Here is a 24,245-nt window from a genome sequence, read left to right as displayed (position 1 = left end):
TCTATCTGGCACGCGGCCCCGAGGGGATCGAGACGGCCGCGCGGGGCTCGATCAATGCCGAGATCATCGACCGGCTCGGCGGCTGGAACGTGGTCGAGGCCGGGCCGGACGGCCTTGCCACGGTGTCGCCCGAACAGGTGCAGGCCTGGGCGCCCGAGGTGATCGTGACCATCGATGCCGGTTTCGCGGCGCATGTCGGCGCGCTGCCCGAATGGCAGGGCATTCCGGCGGTGCGCGACGGGCGTGTCTATCTGGCGCCGTCTGCGCCCTTCGGCTTCATCGACAGCCCGCCTTCGGTCAACCGCCTGATCGGGCTGAAATGGCTGGCCGAGAAACTGTATCCCGACGAGGCCCGCATCGACATCGAGGCCGAGGTGACCCGGTTCTACACGCTCTTTTACGGCGTGACGCCCGACCGGGCGGCGCTGGACGGGCTTCTGGGCGCCGGGCATCCGGGTGAGTGAGCGCGCGGCACCGCCGCTGCTGGCGCTGGGGCTCGCCGGAGCACTGGCGGCGGGCGCGATGCTGGGGCCTTACCCGCTGTCGCCCGCCGATGTGGCCGACACGCTGATCGGCCACCCGCCCGACCCGCAAGCCGCCATCGTGCTGTGGAACATCCGTCTACCGAGGGTCGTGGCGGCGGCCCTGATCGGCGCCGCGCTGGCCGCGGCGGGTGCGGCCTATCAGACGGTCTTTCGCAACCCGCTGGTCGCGCCCGACATCCTGGGCGTGTCGCAGGGTGCCGGGTTCGGGGCGGTGCTGGGCATCCTGCTGGGCCTGCCGGTGCTGGCGATCCAGCTGATGGGGTTCGCCTTCGGGATCGGCACCATCGCTCTGGTCATGGCCATCGCACTGGCACTGCGCGGCCTGGGCCAGGTGCTGGTCGTCGTACTGTGCGGCATGGCGGTCGCGGCCCTTGCCGGGGCGGGGATCTCGCTGGTCAAGCTGATGGCCGATCCAGACGACCAGTTGCCCGCGATCACCTTCTGGCTGATGGGCAGCCTTGCGGGGATCAAGCAGGCCGATGTCGCCGCGGCCCTGCCCGCGATCGTCGCGGGCCTTCTTCCGCTGATCGCGCTGCGCTGGCGGATCGGATTGCTGGCGCTTGGCGATGACGAGGCGCGGAGCCTGGGGGTCGAGGCCGGGCGGCTGCGGCTTCTGGTGATCCTGTCGGCAACGCTGGTGACCGCGGCGGCAGTATCGGTCGCGGGCGTGATCGGCTGGGTCGGGTTGATGGTGCCGCACATGGCGCGGCTGATCACCGGCCCGCGCTTCGACCGGCTGCTGCCGGTGGCGCTGGCGATGGGGGCCGCGCTGATGGTGCTGGTCGACGCGGCGGCCCGGTGCATCGCCCAGCAGGAGGTGCCGCTGGGCATCCTCACGGCGGTTCTCGGCGGCCCGGTTTTCCTGTGGCTGTTGGCACGGGGAGGACGGACATGGGCCGAGTGACGCCGCTGGTCGAGGCGCGCGGGCTGGCCGTGGGCCATGGCGGGCGGGCGCTGCTTGAGGAGGTGGAGCTTGGCCTTCACCGCGGGCGCATCCTTTGCCTTCTCGGTCCGAACGGGGTCGGCAAGACCACGCTTTTCCGCACGCTGCTGGGCCTGATGCCGCCGCTGGGCGGCGCGGTCTTTCTGGGCGGGCGCCCGCTTTCGGATCTCAGCCGGGCCGAGATCGCCCAGCGGCTGGCCTATGTGCCCCAGACCCTGACGACACCCTTTGCCTGGCGCGCCCTCGATCTCGTCCTGATGGGGGCGGCAGCGCGGCTTGGTCCCTTCGCCCGGCCGGGCGCGGCCGAGATCGCGCGCGCCGAGGCGGCGCTGGCCCTTCTGGGGATCGACGATCTCGGCCCGGTCGAGATCACGCGGCTGTCGGGCGGACAACGGCAGATGGTGCTGATCGCCCGCGCCATCGCCCAGGGCGCCGAGGCCGTCGCGATGGACGAACCCACCGCCAGCCTCGATTTCGCCAACCGCATCCGCGTGGGCAAGGCGATCCGGGGTCTGGCCGCGCGCGGGATCGGCGTGCTGCTTTGCACCCACGACCCCGATCAGGCCGCCGATCTGGGCGACGAGGCGGTTCTGATCGAACCCGGCGGTGTTCTGGCGGCGGGCCCCGCCGCCGAGGTGATGACCGCCGCGCGGATGACCCGTCTTTACGACATCCCGGTCCGGCGCGACTCCCTGCCCGGAGGACGGCTGCATTTCTCCGGCCCCTCCGGCCGGGGAGACGAAGGCCCCGTTGCCGGGGCCTCTGCCGGTCAGAACGTGTAGGCGGTGGTCAGGTAGAACGTCCGGCCCGCCTCGGGAAAGCCCTCGACCAGCTCGTAATTCTTGTCGAGGGCGTTCCGGACCCCGAAAACGATGCTGGCCCGGTCGCTGGCCTTCCATTCCATGTCGAGGTTCAGCAGACCGAACCCGGCATTCCGGGTATAGGACACGTCGGTCGGATCGGCCGGCTGGATCGCGCTGTCGGACAGCCGCGAACTGGACAGTTCCAGCGACGGCGCGATCGAGAAGCTGTCGGTCGCCTGCCAGTCGAGCCGCAGATAGGCGCTGTGGCGCGGCGTGTCCGTGGCCTTCAGGCCGGGGCGGACCGGATCGGTGATGTCGCGGTCGAGATAGGTGTAGTTGGCCGACAGGGCCAGGCTGTCGGTCAGGTCGGTGCGGGCGCCGATCTCGAAGCCCGCATAGGTCCCGTCGCCGACATTCTGGTTCTGCGACAGGCCGACCCCGACGTTCAGAGACTGGATCGTGTCGTCGATCTCGCTGTAGAACAGAGCCGTCTCGACCGCGACCGGCCCCAGATCGCCGCGATAGCCGACCTCGGCGGTCAGGGCGCGCTCGGCATCGAGATCGGGGTTCGGCACGGCGGTTCCGAAGCGGGAGCTGTAGCGCTCGAAGAGGGTCGGAAAGCGGGTCCGCGACGACAGGCTGGCATGGTATTCGCCGCCCGCCGCAGGCGACCAGATCGCCGCCAGCTGCCAGTTCACGGCGTCCGACGACCCGACCGGTTCGCCGTAATCGGTGCTGGTGCGGCTTGCCGACAGGACCTCGGCCCGGTCGAAGCTGAGCCCGCCCACGAGGCTCAGGTCGTCGCGCAGCTGAAAGCGGTCCTCAAGGGCGAAGGACAGGGTCCGTTCCCGGCTGGTCTCGGTCGGGTCGGGGATACTGTTGATATCGGGGCGCGACAGCTGGATGTCGCGGTGCCGGTCATAGCGGTAGTGAAACGCCGATGTCAGCGTGTTCCGCCCGCCGATATCCGAGCCAAGCTCGATGGTCCCGCCCCAGGCCGTGTCGTCATAGGTGCTGTCGAAGGCCCGCCCGACGGTCTGGCTGGAATGGGTGTAATCGTCATAGGCCGAGAGCACATTGTCGAACTGGTGGTGGAAGAGCTTGGTCTTCAGCCAGGCGCCGCCCCCCAGATCGGTGGTCGAATAGAAGGTCAGCCCTTCGAGATCCCATTCCGGCCATTCCCAGTCGCGCTGATAGCTGGCGCCGACCGGCAACGGCGCGGGCGTGATGCCCCGCACCGGCTGATCGACATTGTAGGGGGCGTTCTTCGAGCCCTCCTGCCGGGTATAGCTCAGCACGTATTCGTCGCTTGAATTGGGGGTAAAGCCGAATTTCAGGTTCAGGCGGCTGTCCTCGCTGTCAGAATAGTCGCGATGTCCCGCCCCCTGAACGTCCGTCGGCGTGTAGTCGCGCGACAGGTAGTACCCGTCATTGTCGCGGGTCAGGTAGCTGCCCTGCACGAAGAACCGGTCCATCCGGCTGCCCAGCGACAAATAGCCGGTGCGGGTCGTCACGTCGCCGCGGTTGCCGGCTTCCAGCCCGACCCGTGCCTCGCCCTCGAAGACTTCGGTCGGTTGCCGCGTGACCAGGTTGATCGCGCCGCCCATGCCACCCGGACCGTTCAGCACCGAGACATAGCCCTTCTGGATCTGGGTTGCCGAAAGATCCGGGGTCAGGAAGCGCCCGAAGTCGAGCCGGTTGTCAGCAGGCAGGTAGACACGGATCCCGTCGACGTAAAGCGGCACCTGAAAGCGGTCGAAGCCGCGCACGAAGATCAGCCGCTCGTTGCGCGATCCGCCGGTATTGCCGACCGAGACGCCGGGCAGCGTGCGCAGCGCGTCATCCAGCGTGGCGCGGTTGGTGCGCTTGATCTCTTCGGCGCCGACTGTGCTGCTGGTGCCGCCCTGCGTCGCCTCGTCGGACGACCGGACGACGATCTCGCCAAGCGCGAAGACCTCGTCCGGCTTGTCCGAGGACTGCTGGGCAAGGGCAGGAAGGCCGAGGCCGCACGATACCAGACAGCCGGTTCGCACCAGCCGTAGAAGCAATGACATGTCTGTCCCCCAAGTCTTGCAGACGCCGCCGCATGGCGGCGCTGCCGATTCGTTATATTGCCAAACTATATAGCGTTAACGATTGTGACAGATCTGTGCCGCGCACAGGAGAACGAAGCGGGTCCGATGCCCGCTGCCAGAGCAGATGCGTCCTGCAGTGCCCATCCGCAGGGCGCCTTGGTGACGGCGGAGCCGAGTGTCAGGTGCCTGATACCGCTTGCGGATGTCGGGAGCGGAGTGCAGAGCCCGGGGCAACCTCCCGCGACCTGGCCACAGCCCGTTCTCTGGCCCCCCGCGCCGCCATCGCCGGATTGACCCCGCCCGCAGGCAAACCGCGCGGCGCAGCGCAGAACGCGCCGCCGAGGCGGACGCTCATGGTCGAGATGCGGGCCAGGGCGAGATCGACGCGGTCACGGAGGCCGGGCCGCACAGCAGCGCACCGCCTCGACCGCCCGCAGGTCCGCCACCGCGTCCCTGCAATCGTTTCGCGCATCTCGGGATCCGCATCGTCATAGCGACCGGCCCCTATCAGGACCATGCGGAACACCCTGTCCGAATGCCTGGCCAACCGGATCAGATGCTCTCCGCTGGGCCCGCGCTCTTCGGCGAACCAGTATTCCACGGTCCGCTCGCTTGCCCCGGTCCAGCGCATCGCCGTCTTGATCGCGCGATGGGTCGAGCCAAGCTCAAGCCGCAACGCCATGGCCAGCGTCCCGCGATAGCCGACCGTTTCCGGGCGAAGCTGCACAATTGTGCCCTTCTCCGGCACAACTGTGCCCATCTCGATCCGCATCTCTGCATCCTCCTCCGATAAGACTTCGCGAAGGACATGAGAAACGGCCGTTCGGATTGGCGCCCATTCCTCGGAAAAGGGCCAGTCGCCGGGATCGGCCCGAATGATCGCATCGGGAGGCGGACGTGGCCCGGGCAAGTCGACCCAGTTCCGAGAGGACCGACCGCCTGCTGGCTGCGGACGACGTCCGGATGTCGACCGAGCATCAGCAATACTCCACCCGGAACCAGGCGCAGACTATCCGCGACTACGCCAAGCGGCGCGGCATCAGGATTGTCAGAACCTATTCGGACGGCGCGAAAAGCGGGCTGGTCATCGGCGGCAGGATGGCCCTGCAGCAGATGATCGCCAACGTCGACTCCGGCGCGGCCGAATTCAGCGTGATCCTCGTCTATGACGTCACCCGCTGGGGGCGGTTTCAGGATGCCGATGAATCGGCCTATGACGAATACCGCTGCCGGAAGGTCGGCATGCAGGTCGCCTATTGCGCCGAGCTGTTCGAAGACGACGGATTGCCGACCTCGACCATCGTGAAAAGCGTCAAGCGGGCCATGGCCGGCGAATACAGCCGCGAGCTGTCGGTCAAGGTCTTCGCGGGCCAGTGCTGCCTGATCGAGCCGGGATACCGGCAGGGCGGCACGGCGGGCGTCGGGTTGCGCCGCGCGCTGCTCAATGACCGTGGCGAGGTGAAGACCGAACTGAACCGCGGCGAGCACAAGAGCCTTCAGACCGATCGCGTCGTCCTGGTTCCGGGACCGGATGACGAGGTTCGGACGGTGCGCCGGATCTACGACCGCTTTCTCATGCTCGGGCGGATCGAGGACGAGATCGCGGCCGAGTTCAACGCGCGCGGCATCCTCACCGATCTGGGGCGGGCCTGGACCCGCGCGACGGTCCGCCAGATCCTGACCAATGAGAAATACATCGGCAACAACGTCTGCAATCGCCGATCCGTCAAGTTGAGGCGCAAGCGGGTCGCCAACGCCCCCGACATTTGGATCCGCGCGGACGGCGCCTTCGAGGCCATTGTCGACCCAAGGCGGTTCCGACAGGTGCAGGCCGTCGTCGCGGCGCGCAACCGCCGCTTTTCGGATGAAGAAATGCTGGAACGCCTGACCCGGCTGTTTCAACGCCATGGCGACATCTCGGGGCCGGTGATCGACGAGGCCGAAGGGACGCCGTCGAGCGGCGCCTATGCCCACCGCTTCGGCAGCCTGCTCAGGGCCTATTCCCTCGTCGGCGTCACCCCGGATCGCGACTATCGCTATATCGAAGCCAACCGCCTGTTGCGCCAGATGCACGGCGAAGCCGGGACCGAGGTGCAGATCGTTCCGATCGCTGCAATCACCGTGGAAAATCCTCGCGAGCGGTCGGAAAAGACCTTTCGCGCCCCGGTGGACAGTATTGGAAAGGTGGGGCGGAAAAAGCCGATCACGCTGGCCCAGGACGATGCCGGGGCCGCAGATGGCTATCGCCTGGTCTGCGGGCAGGGTCGGATGGAAGCGTATATCGCGCTGGGCGAAACCCATGTTCCGGCCAGCGTCGTGGACGCGACCGAGGTCGAACGACTTCTACGCAGCGTGATCGAGAAGATTGCCCGCCGTCAGCAGCGACCGCTCGAGTTGCGGGAGGACGTCGCCATCCTGCGGGACTGAGGATACTCGGACCACGACATCGCCGAGAAAACCGGATTGTCATGGTCGTACGTTCACGAAATCGGCGAGTTGATCGCCAACGGCGAGGAACGACTGCTGATCGCGGTCGAAACCGGCCGGATGCCCCTGAGCGTCGCGCTTTATATCGCCCGGGCGGAAGAGAAGGATGTGCAGAAGGCGCTGGAGGCAGCCTATGCCTCGGGTGAATTGCCGGGCAAGAAGCTGCTGGAAGCACGGCGACTGGTGGAACTGCGCCACCGGCATGGCAAGAAAAAAGGTGTTGCACCCACAAAGCGATCTGCGGTGCGGATGACATCGGCGGCGCTGGTCCGGGCCTATCGGATCGAGGCAGAACGCCAGCAGGACATGATCCGCAGGGCCCAATCGACGCGCGGCCACCTGCTGTTCCTCGACGCGGCGTTTCAGTCCCAGCTCGGGGACGGGAACTTTGTGACCCTCCTTCGGGCCGAGGGGCTGGCTTCCCTGCCGGGCATGGTGGTCGACGGTCTCAAGGAACCTCGGGCATGACACATCGGGCCAAAACGCCCCCGCCCAAGGGACCAGGCTTCGAGCCGACCCCGCGTCAGATCCCGATCGCCGGCATCCTGCCGCTGACGCAACTGCCGAGCACGGTTCCAAAGGGTCGGCAATATGCGCAGATCGCCGCATCGATCCGCGAGACCGGCCTGATCGAACCGCGCGTGATCGCGCACGCACGGCACCAGGATGGCACCTTCAACCTGCTCGACGGCCCTGTCCGGCTCCATGTCCTGAAGGAGATAGGCACCGACGCCGTCACCTGCCTGGTCGCCACCGACGACGCGTCCTTCACCTGCAACAAACGCATCGGTCGCCTTGCCACGATCCAGGAGCACAAGATGATCCTGCGCGCCATCGGGCATGGCGCGTCCGAGGCCCGTATCATCGCGGCCCTGAATGTGGATGTGGCACTGATCCGGCGAAAGCGGACGCTGCTGAACGGTATCTGCCCCGAGGCGATCGGCATCATGGCCGCGGTCTCCGGGCAGCCAGTCGACATCTGCCAGGCTGCACAAAGATGCATGTGCGCCGATGCGATCGCCGACCCGACCCGGAGTGGACGCCGGGAAGCAGTGCTACCAGACAGGCGGCGTGGTGATCCAGAGCACCCGCGTCGGTCCGTCAGACAGGTTGCGGAACTTGTGCGGCAGCGCGCTTTCGAAATGGAAGGAATCGCCTTCGTTCAGGTGGAAGGCATGGCCGTCGATCCAGATTTCCAGACGGCCCCCAAGAACAAGCCCGCATTCCTCGCCCGCATGACGATAGGCGTCTTCGCCCGACCCGCCACGCGGCTGAAGGACGATATCCATCACCTGAAGAGTGCCTGCATCATGCGCGGTCACGAAGGACTTCACCATGCCGCGGTCGCCGAAATCGATGCTCCGACGCCGGTCGGCGCGCACGATCATTCGGGCCTCGCGGTCCGAAAGGTGATCGTCCCAGACGAAAAGCGACAGGACGGGAATGTCCAGCACAGCGCAGATGGCCCGCAGGACCCGGATCGACGGCGAAGAGATGCCGCGTTCGATCTGGCTCATCAGGCCGACAGAGATGCCCGCGCCATCCGCGACCTGCTTTAGGGACATGTCGCGGCCCTGACGGGCGCGCCGCACCGCCTGCCCCAGCGACAGGTCCGCTTCGACGGTCCCGGCGGGATCGGTGTCGGGCGAGTTGGGGTCGGTTTGGGTCATCGCTTCTTGTTCATGCAGGTGAAGCCATAGCTATGCATTCGATGCGCCATCCCGCAAGCAAAAAGGCCGACGCTGGCGTGGGCTTTTCGCCTGAGTGAAGGACTCATGAATTTTTGCTTGCAAAGGGGCGTACGTTCACTAGCGTGAAAAAATAACAGATCGAGACGCGACGGAGATGCGGGGCAACCTGTCCGGATCTGCTGCGCATCGGCGCCCATCAACAGGAGACCCGTTCATGAAACTGAAAATCCCGATGCTCGCCGCCGCGGCTGCGATGGTCGCATCCCTCGCGCAGGCGGCCGACAGTCTGAAAGTCGGCGTGACCACGACAGGCATTCCGTTCACCTTCGTCGACACGGCAACGCAACAGCCGACCGGGGCGATGGTCGATCTGGCCCAAGCCATCGCCGAAGAGATGAACACCGGCGCGAGCTTCGAGATCACCCAGTTCTCGGCCCTGATCCCGGCCCTGACCACCGGCAAGATCGACGTGATCTCGGCCGGCATGTATGCCACCGACAAGCGCCGGGAGGTCGTCGATTTCTCGACCCCGGTCTACAGCTATGGTGACGCGCTGTTCGTGGCCGCGGGCGACGACACGGCCTACCAGCTTGACGATCTGAAGGGCGAGGTCATCGGCGCCCAGATCGGCACCACCTTCGCCGACAAGCTGCAGGCGCTGGGGATCTTCAAGGAGATCAAGCTTTACGACAGCCTCGTCGACATCATGCGCGACGTGAAGCTGGGCCGGATCAAGGCGGGGGTGGGCGACGAACCGATCATCGCCTACCAGGTCTCGCAGAACCCGGGTCTCGGCGTGCATATGGTCGAGGACTACACGCCGATGGGCAAGGGCGACGTGGCGCTGGCCGTCTCGAAGGACAACCCCGATCTGCTGAAGGCGGTCGACGCCGCCATTGCCGGGATGAAGGCCAGCGGCAAGCTGGACGAGATCTTCGCGAAATACGGCCTCTGACGGGCACGCAACCCGGCCCCGGGCGCGGGTCTGCGCCCCGGGGCCAGAGACCCGAAACCGCCCCCCCCCTGAATGGAAAGATGAACGGAAAGATGCATGGCGCCACTTCTTGACCGGGTGCAGGACTACCTGCCGCTTCTGACCCAGGGCCTCTGGCTGACCGTTGCGGTCACGATCCTGGCGCTGGTGCTGGCATCGGCGCTGGGGCTGGTCTGGGCGGTTCTGCGGACCTCGGGCCGTCGCTATCTGGCGGGACCCGCGCGCTTTGTGGTCGAGTTCCTGCGCGGCATCCCGATCCTTGTGATGCTGTTCTACATCTACTTCGTGCTGCCAGAGCTGGGGATCGACCTGACCGCCTTCCAGGCCGGGGTGATCGGTCTGGCGCTGATCTATTCCTGCTATATCGGCGAAACCTTCCGCGGCGGGATCGAGGCGGTGGACCGGGGCCAGACCGAGGCCGCGAAATCGATCGGCATGCGCCACGGCAAGATGATGCGCCGCGTGGTGCTGCCGCAGGCGATCCGGATCGCCTTGCCGCCCTATGGCAACAACATGGTGATGCTGCTCAAGGACAGCTCGCAGGTTTCGGTGATCTCGGTGGCCGAGCTGACCATGCAGGGCAAGATGCTGGCCTCGTCCACCTTCGACAACATGACCGTCTTCACCCTGGTTGCGCTGCTGTATCTCTGCCTGACGATCCCGCTGAACATGCTGATGCGGCAGGTCGAACGCCGGATGGGAGCCGCCCGATGATCCGTTTTACCGATGTGCACAAGTCCTTTGGCTCGCTCGAGGTGCTGAAGGGGATCGATGCCGAGGTGGCCAAGGGCGAAACCGTCTGCCTGATCGGGCCGTCGGGGTCCGGCAAGTCCACGCTTTTGCGCTGCGTGAACGGGCTCGAGGATTACCAGCAGGGCGAGATTGCCATCGAGGGCGCCCGGGTCGATGCCCACGCGCCGTCGATCCACCAGCTCCGGACCCAGGTGGCGATGGTGTTTCAGCGCTTCAACCTGTTCCCGCACCGCACCGCGCTGGAAAACGTGATGGAGGGACCCCTGCATGTCCTTGGCGAACCGAAGGCCGAGGTCCGCGACCGGGCCGAGGAGCATCTGAGGCGCGTCGGGCTGGCCGACAAGATGAACGCCCATCCCGCCGCGCTGTCGGGCGGCCAGCAACAGCGCGTGGCCATCGCCCGCGCCCTTGCGATGCGGCCGCGGGCGATCCTGATGGATGAGCCCACCTCGGCGCTTGATCCCGAAACGGTCGGCGACGTGCTGTCGGTGATGGCCGATCTTGCTCATGAGCACATGACGATGCTGGTCGTGACCCATGAGATCCAGTTCGCCCGCGAGGCCGCCGACCGGGTGCTGTTTCTCGATGGCGGGCGCATCGTCGAGCAGGGCCCGGCCGCCGATGTCCTGACCTCTCCGCAACATCCGCGCACGCAGGATTTCCTGCGCCGCGTCACCCATCCGGTCTGATCCCGTGGACGACATGCCGCAATCGCTTTGGGCCGCGACGGCCCGCCCCGGCCCCGACCTGCCCGCGCTTGCCGAAAGCCGCCGGACCGACGTTCTGGTCATCGGCGGCGGGTTCACCGGGCTTTCGACCGCGCTGCATCTGGCCGAGGCGGGCGTCGCCGTGACCCTGCTGGAGGCCGAGGCTCCCGGCCATGGCGGGTCGGGGCGCAATGGCGGGCAGGTCATTCCGGGCCTGAAGGACGATCCCGACGGTCTGGACGCGCTTTTCGGCCCGGCGGCCACCGCCTTCGCGGGCGGCACGGCCGATGTCCTTTTCGATCTGGTCGCCCGGCACGGCATCGACTGCGACGCAAGCCGCGACGGCTGGATCCAGGCCAGCCTCAAGGACAGTCACCTGCCCGCGCTGGAACGCCGGATGGCCCAATGGCAGGCGCGCGGCGCCCCGGTCGAGTGGCTGGATGCGGAGGCCATCGCTCAGGCCACCGGAACCCGTCGGTTCCGCGGCGGCTGGCGCGACCTGCGGGCGGGTCGGGTACACCCGCTGAACTATGTCCGGGGGCTTGCGGCGGCAGCCCGGCGGACCGGCGCAGATCTTTTCGCGCACAGCCGCGTCGTCGAGATCCGCCGCACCGGCACGGGCTGGCAGGCCCACACGCAATCGGGGGCGACGGTCACGGCCGATCGTGTCGTTCTGGTGACCAATGCCTATACCCCGCCGAACCTCTATCGGCGCATCGAGAGGACGCTGGTTGCGGCCAACAGCATCCAGATTGCGACCCGTCCGCTGCCGCCCGATCTGCTGGAACGTATCCTGCCCGGGCGCTCCGTCGTTTCCGAAAGCCGCCGCGTCGGCACCTATTTCCGCATCGGTCCCGGCAACCGCCTGATGATCGGCGGGCGCGGGCGCTTTTCGCATCGGGGGGCCCCGGCGGATTACGGCATTGTCGAACGGGAATTGCGGGCCTTCTTCCCCGAGGCCGCCCGGCTTGGGGTCGAGTATCGCTGGTCGGGTCGGGTCGGGATGACGGCCGACCACCGCGTTCGCCTGTTCGAGCCGGACACGGGCATGATCGTGGCGATGGGCTATAACGGACGGGGCGTGGCGCTTGGCACCGCGATGGGCAAGGCGCTGGCCGATCACCTTGCCAGAGGCACCCCATTGCCGCTTCCCTCCCGCAAGATCGACCCGCTTCCGTTTCACCGGTTTCACCGCAGCTACGGGACGGCCGCGATCGCCTGGTACCGCCTGCGCGACGCGCTGGAGCGCTGAAGCCGACCTCGCATGGGATTGGCCTTCATCAGCGATGCAAAGGCGTGCGAGCGCTCGGCTATCATCGCGCCCAGTATGGGTCGGAGCGAGATCTTCCGCGCTCCGACAAAGACCTTTGCGAATCCGTGCATATCCAGAGCGCACATCCGTTCGATAACGCGCTCGGGTCCAGAAGACCTCAGTCTCGGGAATGTCCCGGCAACCCCAGCGCGACCAGCGTTTCGGCCAGCCCGTCTGCCAGCGCGATCCGGGGGCGCCAGCCCAGGTCGTCGCGCGTGGCCGACCAGTCAAGCCGGACCCGGTCGGCCCGCCCCGCGACCGGCAACTCCGCCAGGTCCAGCCGCTGGTCGAGCCGCGTCGCGATCATCCCCGCGATTTCGGCCGGGGTCGCGATGTCGTCGGAGCCGAGGTGATAGACCGGCGCGGTGCCCGCTTCGGCGATCTCGACCAGCCCCCGCACCGCGTCGTCGACATGCAGCAGCTCGAGCTTCGCCGGCCCGTCCTCGAAACGATGCGTCGTGACCGGGCGTCCGGCGGCGATGGCCTCGGCGAAGCTCTGGATCAGGCGGGGGCGCAGGCCGCCAGGGCCATAGGTCTGGGCCAGACGCACCACGCAAGCCTCCAGCCCCGAAGCCTCGACCGTCAGTTTCAACAGGCCTTCCTGCAAGGCCTTGATCTGGCCCGCGACCCCCCGGGGACATGGCGGGGCCGAGGGCGGAACGGGGCCGGTCGTCGTCCCGCCCGCGAAGACCGCCGCGCAAGAGACGAGGACTAGGCGCACCCCGAGCGAAGCGGCCGCGTCCATCAGGTTCTTCTGCATGGTCAGCGCCTCACCGAGGGCCGCGTTGTTGGTGTAGATACGCGGATGCGCCAGGTGGATCACGCGGCCCGCACGGGCCTCGCCCAACCGGGCGGCGATCTGTGCGGGCGCCGCCAGCAGATCGAGCGTCTCGCGCCCGCCAACCCCTGTCACCCGGTCGGGGAAGGCGGTGCAGAGGTGGCGCCCGATGAAGCCTGTCGCCCCGGTCACCAGCGTGCGCCCGCCCTGCCGCCTGCGGGCCGCGCCCAGCGCCACGCGCACCGTGTCCAGCATGTCGAGCTTGATCTCGCGTTCGCCCGTGGCCTCGATCACGCGGGCCACCGCCGCATCGAAGGGCAGGCCCTGCCAGCGCGCAAGCACCCCGGCGGCCACCGCATTGCTGCGCGACACGCCGAAATCGCAGACCAGAAGCAGCGTCTCGCCCCGCTCGAGCGCGGCAACGCCATCCGCGACATGCCGGGCGACGGCATCGGTGGCGTTGCCCGCGGCATCGACGAGGTGGCGCAGGTCGATCCGCGTGGCGCCCTCCAGATGCGCCTCGCGGGCGGGCCCCGTGGCCAGCCGGCCGGGCACGATCCAGCGGATCATGTCCGCTTCTCGTCCGGGGTGACGGTTTCGGTCAGGCTGCGCAGGTACCAGCCCGGGCGCAGCCCCAGCGGCGCGGCGGGTGGCCATCCGGTCAGGCGGCGCAGGAAATGGTCGACCTCGTTGAAGCCCGCGAGCGTGCGCAGATAGGTGCTGGCCGAGAAGCGCGGGTTGATCTCGAAGGGCACGAACCGGCCGTCCGGATCGACGCGGCCCTGCACGTTCAGCGGCCCCCGGCTGCCCAGCGTCTCCGCGATGTGGCGCGCGGCCGCGCAGACCTCGGGGAAGGGCTCGATGCGGCCCTGGGTGTAGCCGCTGGAAATCAGGAAATCCGGCCCCCGCGCCAGCACCGACAGCTTGGAGGTAAAGGCCCGACGCAGCGCAATCACGCCCGCAACGCTGCCGTCCGGGTCCGACAGCACGCCCACCGTGAACTCGCCGCCCTCGACCGGCACATAGGCCTGGGCCACCGGCGCGATCCCGTTGCGCAACAGGTAGGCGCAGTACAGCTCGGCCTCGCCCGGGTCGCGCGCGAAGAAGACGAAGGCGCTGCCGCCCGAGGCGCTGGAGGGCTTGATCACGCAGGGCGTCGGGAACCCGGCGATGTCGCCCGGCGCGGCGATGCCGCGCGTCGTCGGGATCGGCACGCCGGCTGCGCCCAGAACCTCGAAACAGCGGGTCTTGTCGGTGGCGACGGCCACGACCTCGGGTGCGTTCTGCGCGATCCGGATGCCGGCCTCGGCAAACCGCGCTGCGGCGGGCGCCAGAAGTGCCGCCGGCTGGTCGCCGCCCGGGATCAGCACCTCGACCCCCGCCGCCCGGCACAGCCGCAGCACGCTGGCGACGTAATCGTCCCGCTCGGCAAGGAAGGTCTCGGCGAAATGCGCGTCGAAATGGCCATAGGCCAGCGGCGAGATATCGCAGCCCAGCACATGATAGCCGCCCGCCGCGGCCAGCGCCTTGGCGATCTCGGTGCCAAGCGAGGCACCGGCCATCCCCGCGATCATCACGGTGATGGGCGCGTCCCGGCTCATAGGTAGAAGAAGGAGCGCGGCCGGTCGTGCAGCGCCGCGACCCCCGCGATGATGCCGCGCGCGTCCTGCGGGTTGAGCCCGACATAGACCGCCCCGGCCGCCTCCGGCACCCGGTCGGGCGCAAGGATCGGAATCCCCATCAGTTCGCGCCCCTGCCGGAACGGGTTGGCGTCGAGGAAGGCCAGCACCCGCCCGCGATCCTTCAGCGTCGAGGCGATGAACATGCCGTAGACGCCGCTGCCATAGATCACGCAACGCGTGTCGGGATGCCCGGCCTCGAACGCCTCGATCCGCGTGGCGATGTCCTGCCACTGCCGGGCGATGGCGCGGGCCTTGTCCATGGTCTCGGCCAGATCGGCGGCCGAGGGGGCGGGGCGCGCGGGCAGCGCGGCCGGGTCGTGCACGGCGTTCACGATGAAGGCCGCGCGGTGGGTCTCGGCGTCGATGCGGATGTCGGAATAGCCGGCATCGGCGAACAGCCGCTCCAGCGACAGCCGCGAGAAATGCTGCACGTGGTCGATCACCACCAGGTCGCTGATGTTGCGGTACATGCTGGGGATCACGACATGCACCCGGCCGCCGGGACGCAGGAGCCGCGCAAGCTCGCGGACGAAGCCCTGCGGGTCGGCCGTGTGTTCCAGCGCGAAGAAGGACAGCACCAGATCCATCGTGCCGACCCAGCTTTCGGGCACGGCATAGGGCGCCTGACGGTCGGCCGGAAGGAACCGGCTCCACAACGCGCCGTAGATATCGCTGACATCGAAGGCAAACGGCGTGATGCCGGGATGCGCGCGCGACAGCAGTTCCAGCGTGCGCGCCTTGCCGCAGCCGTAATCCAGCACCCGCAGCCCGTCGTGCAGATCGCATTTCGCGGCGACCGAGCGCGCCTGATGTTCGGCGCGGAAGACGCGGGTTCCGTCCGGCTCGACGGCATAGATGTCGTCTTCCTCGGCGTCGTTCAGCTGAAAGTTGTAGCCGGTGTCGTAATAGCTTGCGATGTCCTCCAGCGGCGGGGTCTGGACGTGCGAACAGGCGCGGCACAGCACCGCCGAGGTCGTCGCCAGATCGTTGGGGCGCTGCGCGAGGGTAAAGCCGATGCCGCGCGCCGCGAAAATCGGTTCAAGCTCCTGCGATCCGCAGGCAAAGCATGTTGTGATCGCCGTGCTGGTCATCCACCGGCCCGCCTCAAGCCTTGATGCGGCGCAGATACCCGCCGGGCGACGAGGACAGCACCAGCTTGCCGTTGATCACCGGATCCGGCTCGAACCGGTCGTCCTCGGCCAGATAGGCGCGCACGGCCGCCAGCGGTTCGTCGCCGCGCTCCCAGAGCTTGGAGCGGTCGGTGGGGGTCTCTTCCGGTTCGAGATGCCCAAGCAGGGTATCGGCCACCACCAGATAGCCGCCCTCGGTCACCATCGGCCCGTAGGCCCGGCATTCGTCCAGGACGTGGTCGCGGGAATGGTCGCTGTCGAGCACCGCCATCACCCGTGCCCCTTGGGGGATCAGGTCGCGCACCGCGGCCAGCGTCTCGGGCGCGGTCGAGGGCCCCTCGACCAGACGCACGCGCCCGGCCATCGGATGGCTCTCGATGCTGTCGCGGTTATGGGCGCGGATGTCGATGTCGACGCCGATGACGATGCCGTTGCCCATCGCCTCCAGCAGGGTGGCCATGAACAGAACCGATCCGCCCCGCGCCACGCCGGTCTCGATGATGACATCGGGCCGGAACGCCCAGATCACTTCCTGGGTCGCCATCACATCGGCCGGAAGCTGGATGATCGGCACGCCGAACCACGTCCACTGATAGGCATAGGCGAAATCGTTGAGACGGACGACCAGGTGCTTGGAGGCTTCGAACACGTCCTCGGCCGCGCCCAGGTCGAGCGCCTTTTCCTTCTGGAAGGCTGCGAATTTCTGACGGTCGTCCAACCTGCGGTATCCCACATCCAGCCCATGTTTCATGGGTTGGTAGTCGCTCGGCGCTTGGTTGTAAAGGCAGCCCGGTCCGGGCGGGCGGGGCGCCGCCTTGCCAGGGCGCCGCGTCCCCGCTAGGAGATGGCGCGCGGGCGACCGGACCGGCGCCGCGCCGTCGCGATCTGCCGAGGCCCGAATGTCCACCGCGTCCCGTCCCGCCATCAGTCTTGTCATCCCCACGCGCGAACGCGCGATCTATCTGGATGCGGCGATCCGCTCGGCGCTCGCCGCCGCCGACAAGGCCGGCGCGGCGGTCGAGATCGTCGTCTCCGACAATGCCAGCGCGGACGCCACGCCCGAGGTGATGGCCCGGTTCGACGATCCGCGCCTCGTCGCGGTCCGGTCCGACCGGCGGCTGTCGATGCGCGAGAATTTCCAGTTCGCGCTGTCGCACACGACCGGCGGGCATGTCGTCCTGATCGGCGACGACGACGCGGTGCTGCCGAACGGGCTTCGGGTGCTGGCCGACCTGATCGCGCGCCACGACCCCGATATCGTGAAATGGCGGGTCATGACCTATCTCTGGCCCGATCCGGCGACAGGGGCGGCGGGCACGCTTCGGGCCCGGCCGCAAGCGCTGGACGGCCGGCTGAAGCGGCTCGACCCCGCCACGGTGCTGGACGGCTTCGCCCGGGCGAAGTTCCGCAGCTACCATGACGGAGGGATGATCTACCACGGCTGCCTGTCGCGGCGGCTGATCGCGCGGGCCGAGGCCGGGTCGGGCGGCCCGTTCTTCCGCGGCACCTGCCCCGACGTCTTCGCCGCGATGCAATCGCTGATGGTCAGCGACCGCCCGATCCTGCGGGTCAACCTGCCGCTGACGCTGGGCGGGGCCTCGCCGCGGTCGAACGGCGCGGTCGGGCAGAAGGTCGCCACCGCCACCGCCGCGCTCGACGGCTCGGAATTCGCGCGGTTCATCGCCGAAACGGCAGCGGACCCGTTCCTGTGCCGCTTGCCGGGCACCTGCCCCTCGCTGAGCATGGCGACGCTCGACTGCCTGCAATGCGCGGCAGAGCTTCAGGCGTATCCGCTGACCATCGACGCTGCCGCCTGGTCGGCCCGCATCGCCGCCGATATCGGCCGTTTCGCGGAACCGACACGCAGCGCGTGCGAGGCGCTGGCCCGCGTGCTGCTGGGCCCGGACTTCCGTCTGGAGGGCCCCGCCCCCGAAAGCGCCCCCGCTGCTGCCGCCGCCACGCCCGCGCCCGCAGCACCCGACGGCCCGACGCTCCGCCGGCTGTCGACCACCCTGCATTTCGAGGGCGGGCGGATGACGGCCGATGCTGCCGCGGCCGCCGACACGCTCGACCGGCTGGTGCGGCTCGACCGCGCCGATGCCCGCCCGCCCGGAGCCCTGGGCCGTGTTCGGAACGTGCTGGGCCAGCATGCCCGGGCACGGCAGATGCTGAGGTGAGTTTGACCTGCCAGGGGATTTCTCCTCCACCATCGAAGACAGTCCGGCCCGACTTGAGGGCCGACAATGACGCGAACGAGAGCAACGGACGAGCAGTCCACCGGCATCCTGGCCAGGCCTGAGGCGGGCGCGACGCGCGCGACCCCGTGGCGCAGGTCAAGCCTCAGGCAAACGGTCCGGGGAACCGTTTCCAGCACTCTACGGCATTTCGGACGGGACCTTCTGCAACTGGACGGCCCGGTTCGGCGGCATGACGGTGTCCGAGGCCAAGCGGCTGAAGACGCTCGATAACGAGAACGCCAAGCTGATGACGCCGCTGGCCGCGCAGATGCTGAGCCAGGCGGCGATGAAGGAACCGGTCTCAAAAAAGTCGCGACGCCTGCCTTGAAGGGTGACGCGGTCGCGCACCTGAGGTTCCTGCTCGGGCTATCGGAACGGTGGGCGTGCCGGATTGCCGGGGCGGATCGCAAGATGGTCCGCTGCCGGGCGCAGCGTGCGCCGGATACGGTGCTGCGCGCCCGGTTGCGGGACTTGGCCAATGCGCGCCGGAGGTTCGGCGATCGGCGGCACTTCGTGCTGCTGTGCCGAGAGGGACAACCGTCCGGCATCAACTGGATCTGTCGGCTCTTCCGCGAGGAGGGGGCGCCGCTCCGCAAAGCGAAGGCTCGGCGCAAGGCCGTTGGGGGCGCGCGCCCCGATCCCGGTCGAGGCGCGCTCCAATGCGCGCTGGTCGCGCGATTTCGTCCACGACCAGTGCACCAATGCCCGGCACTTCCGGGTGCTCAACATGGTCGGCAACGTCACCCGCGAATGCCTTGGGTCGCCCCAGGGCAGCTCGATCTCGGAGCGTCGTGTCGCGCGTGACCTCATCGCGCTGATCGAGCGCCGGGGGAAGCCGGGGATGATCGTCAGCGACAACGGCACGGACCTGATCTCGAACGCTATCCTGCGACGGTGTTCCGAGAAACGGATCGAATGGCATTCGCATCGCGCCAGGAGAGCCCATGCAGAAGGTGTCGCCGAAAGCGTCACCGGCCGGATGCGCGACGATCCGCTCAACGAGACCATGTGCCACGACCTGGCCCACGCGCGTGTCGTCATCGCCGCCGGGGCCACGGACTATGACACCGAGCGCCCGCATTCGGCTTTGGATCACCAGACACCGGCTGACGACGCACCGACACTGACCGCCGCAATCGCCAGGCGCTGCTGCGCGACATGAAAGGTCCGTGCCAGGTTGGGATGCGCCGCTTTCGACGAACCGTGTCTTCTTCTTGGTTCAAATACCCCCAGCCCGCTCTGCGTCCCGCGATGCGGCCCGATCAGACCGCCTGGAACATCGGGAAGGTCACGCCCAGCGCCCAGGCCAGAAAAAGGCCAAGCCCCAGCCCGACGCCCGCGGGCCGGTTGGTGGCGCGGCCGATCCAGCCGCCCATGGTGCCGAACAGCAGATAGAAGATCAGGATGATCGGCAGGATCAGCAGCAGGAAGAACAGCCGGTGGAAGTCGAGCGCGGTGGCAATCCCCAGCGAGGCCAGGAAGGCGCCGCGCGACACAAGGCTGCGCCAGACCGGCGCGCGGCCGCCCTCGACCATCAGCGCGTCCGACAGCATGTAGGGCACCGCCCCGACCGCCATCGCCGCGATGATCAGGCCCCGGATCGGGATCGGGTAAAACGAGGTCACGTAGCGGTCCATGGCGAAGCCGAAGACCCCGATCGTGTAAAGCGCCACCAGCGCGGCCAGCGCCAGGATCCGGCCGATCTCGCGCCAGCCCGCCCAGCGGACCTCGCCCCACCAAGCCAGCAGCGCCAGCACCATCGCGCCGTAAAGCGCGAAATGGACGGCGAGGTAGTCGGCCACCAGAACCGGCAGGAACTGGGTGCGGAACGGCGCCAGGATCAGCGGCACCGCCACCGCCGGAAGCAACGCCACGATCAGGAAGCGGCGGCGCGGCAGCGGTGCGGGCCGGGGGGCCTCGGTCTGGCCGCGCATCCGCGCCAGCGGCCAGGCCAGCGCCACGATGCCAACGAGCAGCAGCGCGATCCAGCCGCCGATCTCGACAACCGGCCCGCCGCTTGTCCGCCCGAAGGTTGCGTCAAGCCAGGCCCGGGTTTCGCGCAGCGCGGTCGGCGACCAGATCACGCCGATATGCTCGACATCGGGCGCCAGCAGCGCGCGCCGCCCTGTGCCCGTCGCCGGATCGCCCACGGTATCGCCCAGCTGCGCCGACGGATCGGCCAGCTGCAGCGCCTCGAGCGGGTCCGTGGCCAGCCGGGTCTCCCATTCTCCGTTGATCATCAGCAGGTTCGGCGGCTCGGTCGCGGTGATCGAGTCGTTGGCCGCCGCGATGCCGATGGTGGCGGCGATCCGCGGGTCGTCGCGCGCCTCGCGGATCGCGATATAGCTGCCCATGGAATGGCCGAGGATCGCGACCCGCCCGTCCGCCCAGGGCTGGGCCAGCGCGGCATCGGTCACCCGCCGCGTCTCGGCCATCAGCAGAAGCGCCGTGCCTTCGGGACTGTCGAGATCGCCCGACATCGGCACCGGGTTGCGCCCGTGCCCTTCGTAATCGAAGGCAACCGCCGCATAGCCCGCGCGCGCCAGCGTCAGCGACCAGGCCTGCATCAGCTGGCGCGATCCGGCAAAGCCGTGCGAGACGATCACCACCGGGGCGGGCGGCGCGTCCTTCAGCCGGTAGACCGTGGCGGGCGTCGCGCCGGTGCCGGGCACCGGGGCGATGACGATGCCGCGCCGCTCGGACTCGAGCTGCCAGACCGAGACCGCGATCGCCAGAAGCGCCGCGATGCCCACGATCCAGCGCATCGGCGTCAGACGTGCGAAGAGTTCGACCATGATACCGCCTCCATCGCCGCCCGAAGCCGGCGGACTGCCCTGATTGTCGTTCGGAGCGCCGCGCCCCGGAAAGGGGGCGGCTCAGCCGTAGGTAGGGTGGAAAAGCCCGCCCGGCGAGAGCGTGAAGATCTCGCAGCCATCGGCGGTGACGCCGATCGAATGCTCGAACTGGGCCGACAGCGACTTGTCGCGGGTCACGGCGGTCCAGTCATCGGCCAGGATCTTGGTCTCGGGCCGGCCCAGATTGACCATCGGTTCGATGGTGAAGAACATGCCCTCTTCCAGAACCGGGGTCGGGTCGCGGGTCGGATTGCCCGAAATCGTGACCTTCTGGCCGTCTTCGTTCAGCCGGAAGGGCGCGTAATGCAGCACGTTCGGCGGCGCGTGGAACACCCGCCCCAGCCCGTGGCCGCAGAAATCGCGCACCACGCTCATGCGGTGGGATTCCACGAAGGTCTGGATGGCCGCGCCGATATCGCCGAAGGTGTTGCCGGGACGGACCGCCTCGATCCCCTTGAACAGCGAATCGTGGGTGACCTGGATCAGCCGCTCGGCCTTGCGCGAGAGCTTGCCCGCCACATACATCCGGCTGGTATCGCCGTACCAGCCATCGACAATCACCGTCACGTCGACATTGAGGATGTCGCCATCCTTCAGCACCTTGGGCCCCGGGATGCCGTGGCAGACCACGTGGTTCACCGAGATGCAGCTGGCGTGCTTGTAGCCCTTGTAGCCGATGGTGGCGGACACCGATCCCTTGGCCTCGACCAGATCGGTGATGACGCGGTCGATCTCGGCCGTCGTCTGGCCGGGAAAGACCAGAGGCGCGATTTCGTCGAGGATCTCGGCCGCCACACGTCCCGCGGCATGCATGCCGGCGAAATCCTCGGGGTCGTAGATGCGAATGTTGTCCTTCGTCCGCCTGCCGCGGGTCTTCTCGTCCAATGCGCACTCCTTCATGGCTTGACCCAGAGATACGCCCCCCGGCGGGCAAAGACCAGAGGCGGAACGGTCGCGCCGGTCCGCCTCAGCCCAGATCGACCGGAAGCGCCTGCGCAAGCGTCACACCCTCGGGGCCGATGCGGGTGGCGTGGCACAGGAAAACGACCCCCGCCGCGGCCGACGCCCGGGCCGCTTCGGCATAGCCGGGGTCGAGATCGGCGGCGAGCCCGAAGCGCCCGCAATCGGTCCGCTGCACCAGAAACAGAACCGCCGCCCGGTGCCCGGCGGCCACCATTTCGGCCAGATCGCGCATGTGCCGGGCGCCGCGCGCCGTCACGCAATCGGGAAACTCGGCCCGGTCGCCCTCGCGGCGCAGATGTACGTTCTTGACCTCGAGATAGGTGTCGGGCTGTCCGGCGCCGCTCAGCAGGAAATCGACCCGGCTGCGGGCGGCATAGCGCACCTCGGGACGGACCCGGTCATGGCCCGCGAGCGCCGGAACCCGGCCCTCGGCCAGCGCCTCGGCCACCACCCGGTTGGCAAGGCCCGCATCGACCCCGGCCCAGTGACCACCCGCAAGCTCGGCCAGCCGCCAGGCAAAGCCCAGCTTGCGGCGCGGATCGTCATTGGGCTCCAGCCAGACCCGCAGCCCGGGCTCGGTCAGACCCAGCATCGCGCCGGGGTTCGGGCAATGCGCCGTCACCTCGGTCCCGTCCTCCAGCCGCACATCCGCGAGGAACCGCTTGTAGCGGCGGATCAGCCGCCCCGGCACGAGGGGTCTTTGAAAGCGCATGGCGGGCTCCTATACCCTAGGGCGAGAACCGGCAAGCCGGGCACGGACAGGGCAAGACAGGCTCCCCGCGACCGGGACCGGGCAGATCGGCCGGGCAAGGAGGCAGCCATGACCAACCCCACCGCGGCGATGCTGGTGATCGGCGACGAGATCCTGTCGGGCCGCACCCGCGACGCCAACATGCATTACCTTGCGGGCGAGGCGATCAAGCACGGCATCCGGATGGCCGAGGTCCGCATCGTCCCCGACCGTCAGGACCGGATCGTGGCCGCGCTGAACGCGCTTCGGACCGATTACGACATCGTCTTCACCTCGGGCGGGATCGGACCGACCCATGACGACATCACCGCCGATGCGGTGGCGGCGGCCTTCGGCGTCGGCATCGGCGTGCGCGAGGATGCCCGCGCCCTGCTGGCCGAATATTGCGCGCGGATGGGGCGAGATCTGAACGAGGCGCGGCTGCGCATGGCACGCATCCCCGACGGCGCCACGCTGATCGCAAACCCGATCTCGGCCGCGCCGGGCTTCGTGATCGGCAATGTCCATGTCATGGCCGGGGTGCCCAGCGTGTTCCAGGCGATGGTCGCGAGCGTGCTGCCGACGCTTGCGGGGGGCGATCCGCTGATGTCGCAGACGCTGTGCGTCGAGCGGCCCGAAGGCGATATCGCGGGCGAGCTGCGCGGGCTGGCCGCGCGGTTCGACGATCTGTCCATCGGATCCTACCCGTTCAGCCGCGACGGGGTTTACGGCACCAACATCGTAATCCGCGGCTCGGACGGCGCGCGGATCGACGCGGCCATGGCCGAGCTGTGCGCCCTGTTCCCCGAGGCCATGGCGTGAGTGGCGATGGCGTGAGTCTGGCGCAGCTTTTCGCGGGGCAGGAGGCAACCTGGCCGCCCGCCGCCCGCCATGCCGCAGGCCCCTGGTGCCTGCGCGACGGCCAGGGCGGCGGCAAGCGCGTTTCGGCCGCGACGCTGGACGGCGCCTTCGACCCTGCGGCCGTCGCCGAGGCCGAGGCCGGGATGCGGGCGCTGGGCCAGGCCCCGCTGTTCATGGTGCGGCCCGACGAGACCGCGCTTGACGCGGACCTCGCGGCGCGCGGCTATGCCGTGGTCGATCCGGTGACGATCCTGTCGGGCGCGGTCGCCGATCTTGCCGCCGAACCGCCGCCGCCCGTGTCGGCCTTCACGCTCTGGGAGCCGCTCGCGATCATGGACGAGCTCTGGGCGGAAAACGGCATCGGCCCGGCCCGGCGCGCGGTGATGGCCCGGGTTCAGGGGCCGAAGACCGCCATTCTGGGACGGCGAAAGGACCGCGCCGCGGGCGTGGCCTTCGCCGCGCTCGACCGCGACATGGCCTTCGTGCATGCGGTCGCGGTCTCGCCCGAGCATCGTCGGCAGGGAACCGCCGTCAACATGATGCGGGCCGCCGCACAATGGGCCCAAGATCAGGGGGCCACATCGCTTAACGTGCTGGTTACAGACCACAATCACGCGGCCCGCGCTCTCTATGCTTCCCTGAACATGACGGATGTGGGACAGTATCACTATCGAACGATCGCGCCGCAAAAGGCCTGAG

The 24,245-nt window shown here is 68.4% G+C and carries 21 protein-coding genes and 3 pseudogenes; 14 read left to right on the top strand and 10 right to left on the bottom strand.

Annotation, left to right across the window (positions count from 1 at the left end):
• From BYZ73_RS13705 to BYZ73_RS13695, 3 genes are all read left to right on the top strand, one after another.
• On the top strand, positions 1–464 hold a 464-nt coding region (locus BYZ73_RS13705; protein ID WP_146746304.1), incomplete at its 5' end, for an ABC transporter substrate-binding protein.
• On the top strand, positions 457–1,449 hold the full coding sequence (locus tag BYZ73_RS13700; protein WP_245943151.1) for a FecCD family ABC transporter permease: 993 nt from the start codon (positions 457–459) through the stop codon (positions 1,447–1,449). The genes BYZ73_RS13705 and BYZ73_RS13700, both read left to right, overlap by 8 nt.
• Positions 1,437–2,270 carry an ABC transporter ATP-binding protein gene (locus BYZ73_RS13695; RefSeq protein ID WP_112316380.1) on the top strand — a complete coding sequence of 278 codons (834 nt, stop codon included), beginning with the start codon at positions 1,437–1,439 and terminating at the stop codon, positions 2,268–2,270. Before BYZ73_RS13700 ends, BYZ73_RS13695 begins: the two co-directional genes overlap by 13 nt.
• On the opposite strand, the gene BYZ73_RS13690 is transcribed toward BYZ73_RS13695, so the two are convergent.
• A complete protein-coding gene (locus BYZ73_RS13690; protein ID WP_112316379.1) occupies positions 2,258–4,345 on the bottom strand; it encodes a TonB-dependent receptor plug domain-containing protein in 2,088 nt (695 codons plus the stop codon). The two genes, BYZ73_RS13695 and BYZ73_RS13690, sit on opposite strands and share 13 nt — an antisense overlap.
• Positions 4,346–4,544: 199 nt before the next feature.
• Positions 4,545–5,138, bottom strand: coding sequence for a hypothetical protein (locus BYZ73_RS23835; RefSeq protein WP_245943150.1), 594 nt, complete (start codon positions 5,136–5,138; stop codon positions 4,545–4,547).
• A 125-nt stretch (positions 5,139–5,263) separates the two neighbouring features.
• Between BYZ73_RS23835 and BYZ73_RS13680 the strand changes: the two genes are divergently transcribed.
• The 3 genes and pseudogenes from BYZ73_RS13680 to BYZ73_RS13670 all read left to right on the top strand — a co-directional run.
• On the top strand, positions 5,264–6,793 hold the full coding sequence (locus BYZ73_RS13680; protein ID WP_146746303.1) for a recombinase family protein: 1,530 nt from the start codon (positions 5,264–5,266) through the stop codon (positions 6,791–6,793).
• A gap of 12 nt (positions 6,794–6,805) precedes the next feature.
• Positions 6,806–7,321 (top strand): annotated as a pseudogene (locus tag BYZ73_RS13675) (plasmid partitioning protein RepB C-terminal domain-containing protein); the annotation flags it as partial.
• Positions 7,318–7,821: pseudogene (locus tag BYZ73_RS13670) on the top strand (ParB/RepB/Spo0J family partition protein); the annotation flags it as partial. The pseudogenes BYZ73_RS13675 and BYZ73_RS13670, both read left to right, overlap by 4 nt.
• 87 nt (positions 7,822–7,908) lie before the next feature.
• On the opposite strand, the gene BYZ73_RS13665 reads toward BYZ73_RS13670, so the two are convergent.
• The gene (locus BYZ73_RS13665; RefSeq protein ID WP_245943152.1) at positions 7,909–8,418 is read right to left on the bottom strand and encodes a cupin domain-containing protein; all 510 of its coding nucleotides are present in this window, start codon (positions 8,416–8,418) and stop codon (positions 7,909–7,911) included.
• Between the two features lie 340 nt (positions 8,419–8,758).
• Between BYZ73_RS13665 and BYZ73_RS13660 the strand changes: the two genes are divergently transcribed.
• The 4 genes from BYZ73_RS13660 (at position 8,759) to BYZ73_RS13645 (ending at position 12,250) form a co-directional block, all read left to right on the top strand.
• Positions 8,759–9,499 carry a substrate-binding periplasmic protein gene (locus BYZ73_RS13660; RefSeq protein WP_112316375.1) on the top strand — a complete coding sequence of 247 codons (741 nt, stop codon included), beginning with the start codon at positions 8,759–8,761 and terminating at the stop codon, positions 9,497–9,499.
• 96 nt (positions 9,500–9,595) lie between these two features.
• Positions 9,596–10,252, top strand: a complete 657-nt coding sequence (locus BYZ73_RS13655) for an amino acid ABC transporter permease (protein WP_112316374.1) — start codon at positions 9,596–9,598, stop codon at positions 10,250–10,252.
• Positions 10,249–10,980: an amino acid ABC transporter ATP-binding protein gene (locus tag BYZ73_RS13650; RefSeq protein WP_112316373.1), complete on the top strand. Its 732-nt coding sequence runs from the start codon at positions 10,249–10,251 to the stop codon at positions 10,978–10,980. The genes BYZ73_RS13655 and BYZ73_RS13650 overlap by 4 nt, the downstream gene beginning before the upstream one ends.
• 13 nt (positions 10,981–10,993) lie before the next feature.
• Positions 10,994–12,250: an NAD(P)/FAD-dependent oxidoreductase gene (locus BYZ73_RS13645; protein ID WP_112316372.1), complete on the top strand. Its 1,257-nt coding sequence runs from the start codon at positions 10,994–10,996 to the stop codon at positions 12,248–12,250.
• 178 nt (positions 12,251–12,428) lie between these two features.
• Here the strand turns inward: BYZ73_RS13645 and BYZ73_RS13640 are convergent, their stop codons facing one another.
• Genes BYZ73_RS13640 through BYZ73_RS13625 form a run of 4 tightly spaced genes read right to left on the bottom strand, consistent with a single transcriptional unit; the run spans position 12,429 to position 16,651 of the window.
• Positions 12,429–13,658 (bottom strand): NAD-dependent epimerase/dehydratase family protein, encoded by a 1,230-nt coding sequence (locus tag BYZ73_RS13640; RefSeq protein ID WP_181498059.1) that lies wholly within the window; start codon positions 13,656–13,658, stop codon positions 12,429–12,431.
• Positions 13,655–14,689 (bottom strand): ATP-grasp domain-containing protein, encoded by a 1,035-nt coding sequence (locus tag BYZ73_RS13635; protein ID WP_112316370.1) that lies wholly within the window; start codon positions 14,687–14,689, stop codon positions 13,655–13,657. The genes BYZ73_RS13640 and BYZ73_RS13635 overlap by 4 nt, the downstream gene beginning before the upstream one ends.
• Positions 14,686–15,861: a class I SAM-dependent methyltransferase gene (locus tag BYZ73_RS13630; RefSeq protein ID WP_112316369.1), complete on the bottom strand. Its 1,176-nt coding sequence runs from the start codon at positions 15,859–15,861 to the stop codon at positions 14,686–14,688. The genes BYZ73_RS13635 and BYZ73_RS13630 overlap by 4 nt, the downstream gene beginning before the upstream one ends.
• Before the next feature lie 13 nt (positions 15,862–15,874).
• The gene (locus BYZ73_RS13625) at positions 15,875–16,651 is read right to left on the bottom strand and encodes a cephalosporin hydroxylase family protein (protein ID WP_112316386.1); all 777 of its coding nucleotides are present in this window, start codon (positions 16,649–16,651) and stop codon (positions 15,875–15,877) included.
• A gap of 148 nt (positions 16,652–16,799) precedes the next feature.
• On the opposite strand from BYZ73_RS13625, the gene BYZ73_RS13620 reads away from it, so the two are divergent.
• Both BYZ73_RS13620 and BYZ73_RS23825 read left to right on the top strand, forming a co-directional pair.
• Positions 16,800–18,077 carry a glycosyltransferase family 2 protein gene (locus tag BYZ73_RS13620; RefSeq protein ID WP_112316368.1) on the top strand — a complete coding sequence of 426 codons (1,278 nt, stop codon included), beginning with the start codon at positions 16,800–16,802 and terminating at the stop codon, positions 18,075–18,077.
• A gap of 66 nt (positions 18,078–18,143) precedes the next feature.
• Positions 18,144–19,281 (top strand): annotated as a pseudogene (locus BYZ73_RS23825) (IS3 family transposase); the annotation flags it as partial.
• A gap of 118 nt (positions 19,282–19,399) precedes the next feature.
• Here BYZ73_RS23825 and BYZ73_RS13610 read toward each other — a convergent pair.
• The 3 genes from BYZ73_RS13610 to sfsA form a co-directional block, all read right to left on the bottom strand.
• The gene (locus BYZ73_RS13610; RefSeq protein ID WP_108025140.1) at positions 19,400–20,932 is read right to left on the bottom strand and encodes an alpha/beta hydrolase family protein; all 1,533 of its coding nucleotides are present in this window, start codon (positions 20,930–20,932) and stop codon (positions 19,400–19,402) included.
• Positions 20,933–21,013: 81 nt separating this feature from the next.
• Complete coding sequence (gene map / locus BYZ73_RS13605; protein WP_181498056.1) at positions 21,014–21,892, bottom strand: type I methionyl aminopeptidase; 879 nt, start codon at positions 21,890–21,892, stop codon at positions 21,014–21,016.
• 67 nt (positions 21,893–21,959) lie between these two features.
• Complete coding sequence (gene sfsA, locus BYZ73_RS13600; RefSeq protein ID WP_112316365.1) at positions 21,960–22,667, bottom strand: DNA/RNA nuclease SfsA; 708 nt, start codon at positions 22,665–22,667, stop codon at positions 21,960–21,962.
• A gap of 108 nt (positions 22,668–22,775) precedes the next feature.
• Here sfsA and BYZ73_RS13595 point away from each other — a divergent pair, with 108 nt between their 5' ends.
• Both BYZ73_RS13595 and BYZ73_RS13590 read left to right on the top strand, forming a co-directional pair.
• Positions 22,776–23,507, top strand: coding sequence for a competence/damage-inducible protein A (locus BYZ73_RS13595; protein ID WP_112316364.1), 732 nt, complete (start codon positions 22,776–22,778; stop codon positions 23,505–23,507).
• Positions 23,504–24,244, top strand: a complete 741-nt coding sequence (locus BYZ73_RS13590; RefSeq protein WP_342768205.1) for a GNAT family N-acetyltransferase — start codon at positions 23,504–23,506, stop codon at positions 24,242–24,244. Before BYZ73_RS13595 ends, BYZ73_RS13590 begins: the two co-directional genes overlap by 4 nt.
• The last annotated feature ends 1 nt before the right edge of the window (position 24,245 follow it).

It is taken from the genome of Rhodovulum viride, assembly GCF_003265965.1.
Lineage (GTDB): Bacteria > Pseudomonadota > Alphaproteobacteria > Rhodobacterales > Rhodobacteraceae > Rhodovulum > Rhodovulum kholense.
This window is presented reverse-complemented; position numbering and strand designations above follow the sequence as displayed.